The 2624-nt window shown below is 62.0% G+C and carries 1 protein-coding gene and 1 pseudogene; both read left to right on the forward strand.

Annotated elements, in window-relative coordinates; translation table 11 throughout:
• Positions 1 to 136: 136 nt before the first annotated feature.
• A complete protein-coding gene (locus tag E1J61_RS36135) occupies positions 137 to 1252 on the forward strand; it encodes a hypothetical protein (protein ID WP_133098556.1) in 1116 nt (371 codons plus the stop codon).
• An 84-nt stretch (positions 1253 to 1336) separates the two neighbouring features.
• Positions 1337 to 2624: pseudogene (locus E1J61_RS36140) on the forward strand (hypothetical protein); the annotation flags it as partial.

The raw sequence follows: 2624 nt of genomic DNA on the forward strand, positions 1-2624 counted from the left end.
GGAAATCACCCGAAAGCCTGCACGCAAGCCGGCTTCTCTTTAACTCGCAAACAGGAGCAGGAAAATGTCCCTTCTCAATTCGTTCCAAGAGCAAACCGGTGCGCGTCGGCAGCTGCCTCCCACGGAGAATTTCTCCATGGAGGTCCAGGGTTACAAACGCGACCCCTCGGGCAAGCCGTTCATTACCGGCGTTCGTCAGGACACGGGCGAAGAGGTGTGCGTGTATCTGCGCCCATATACCGGCAAGACGCCTCTGAAGGCGCCCCGTGCCGAGATCAAGGACTTCTACGCGAAGCCCGGTGAGATTTCCAGCGTGATCGAAAGCCTGCCGAATGACGAGGTCCGTAAGAACGTAATGAAGGGCTACAAGGCAAAGACCGAGCCGGGCGGCACGATCATCGTCCAGCGCGCCTTCACGGATGCCGAAGGCATGGTGCAGGCCGGCTGGCTCGTGTCGGCTTCGAAGTATGCCGGCCACACGGTGGTGCACCCTTCGGTGATGGCGCGCGTGGATCCGGTGATCTACCGCGACAACGCACCGGCTTCGGCGACGGTCACGGTAATCAACCCGGCGATGGCGCAGGTAGTGAAGTCGGCGGAGCAGCTGCAGGGCGCAATCCTGTCGGCATTCGGCGGCAACGGCAACGAAGTCGGCGGCCGTAACGGCATGCTGATCCGCCTGAGCGATGGCCAGGTCAGCAAGGCGGTGGAGGTGGTGGTGCCGCGCATCAAGGACAAGGAGTCCGGCGAATACTCGGATCTGCCGTTCGATGAAGCTGCCGCCAGGTTCCTCCAGTCCTCGACCGGCAAGCAGATCGCGTCGTTCGCAGCGAACCCCGATCTCAAGGTCGAAGTCATGCCGCTGGCAACGCTGTCGATGGGTAGCCAGACCAAGGCCGGCTACGAGCAGAACGGCGGCAAACTTGACGTCGCCAACCGCGCGTACCGCATGGATCGTGAAGACCAAAGCGAGACTGGCTTTGCCGAGTCCTACCTGGTTCTGCACCGCCTGCCGAATGGGGCGAAGGTCTTCACCATGGCAGAACCGCTGTCGAACAAGCCTCAGGTCTTCCACGCGCGCGACGTCGCCACTGCAAACTACGCCGGCCATGGCGTTACGGCGGAGGCGCGTGACCTGAGCGAAGGCACTCGTACCGAAGCAGGCTTCGAGGAGGAAGAGGACTTCGATCTGCACGACGTCGTGCCGGAGACGGCTGCTCCGACGCATAACGCACCACGTATGCGCATGTAACAGACATTCTGCCTCTGGCCGCCTCCGGGCGGCCTTTTTCTGTACTGACCTCAGCTTTCCACGATCATGTCTAGCTCCCCGACCATGCGTTGGCTCGATTTGTCCGCCCACAACGCTCGCCTCGCCCTCTATCAGGCTGACGACCGCACAACCCACCTGATCGTTGCCGGCGTTGCCCCTGGCTCGGAGCAGTGGGCGGGGCTGGAAGCGCTCGGCTTCGGTGCGTCGGCCTCGGGCAAGACGCTGATCCGGGAGGGCGCTGACCTGAACAGTCGCGCGGTGCGGCAGATCTTCCCGCGCGCCGTCATCGCCGAAATGGAAGTATCGCGGGTCTGGATCAAGGCTAAGGCGCAAACAGCCTCGCAGAAGGCCGCGCCGGAGGAAGCGAAATCCAAGAAACGTCGTGCCGAAAGTGACGTCCGTCAACTGGGCGTCAACCATGCCGGACACCCGGTCTTCGAGGACAAGTCCGGTCGCTTCTATCGCTATCAAGGCTCGCAGGTCTATGAGGACCGTTCATATGTCGCAGCCGGCGAAACCGCAAACGATCGTAGCGCGCGTGGGGCGGAATGGTTGCGTGCCGATGACGACACAGGTCTGCAGTTCTGTGCGGACGGATTCATTCAGGAGATGCTCAGTGGTCGGAATATGCGACAAGCTGATTTGCGTCTCTTTGCGCAAACGGCATTCGGTGCCGAGAAGCCGCTTCCTGCGTCAGACACCCGGCTGCGCCAGGCGCAGGAAGCAATTGAAGCGGCGATGCAGCGCGAACTCACCCGCGCTGCAGATTCCACCACCGATGAAGCCTTCGCTTACGCCGTGTCGCTGACAGATAAGCAACCGGTGTTCACGTTCCGTACGTCCACCAGCGTCGAGAACCAGCAATACTCGACCCCTCTGCCAATGTCGGTGGCAGCGCAGAGGATTCTTGCGCCCCAGTCCGGCGAGACGGTCCTGGAGCCTACCATCGGGAACGCAAGCCTGGTCGCACTTTTCTCCGCGGACGTGGCCGTTACCGGGATCGAGATCGATCCCAAGCGAGCAGAGCAAACGCGCTTCGGTAGCGAAGTGAACGGCAGGCCGATCACTGTTATCGAAGGCGATTTCGTCGGTATCGGCCAGCGCGGAGGGAGGGACTATGACCGGGTGATCGCCAACCCTCCTTTCGGCGGCTTGCAGCAATCCGTTGTTGTCGAGGACCTGCGCTGCACCCGCATCGACCACCTCATCGCTATCAAGGCGCTGCAACGGCGCAAATCAGACGGGCGGGGGGTCTTCCTCATCGCCGCGGACCGCGAAAGTCTCGTCCACCCCGGCAAGATCGCTGGCGGCAGCAAGGCTTTCTTCGCCTGGCTGTCCGACCACTATGAGC

It is taken from the genome of Cupriavidus sp. L7L (assembly GCF_004353535.1).
Taxonomy (GTDB): Bacteria; Pseudomonadota; Gammaproteobacteria; order Burkholderiales; family Burkholderiaceae; genus Cupriavidus; species Cupriavidus oxalaticus_A.

What these genes read in the sequence shown, in the direction of transcription:
- E1J61_RS36135 (WP_133098556.1), top strand. Translation starts at nt 137, where the DNA reads ATGGAGGTCCAGGGTTACAAACGCGACCCCTCGGGCAAGCCGTTCATT.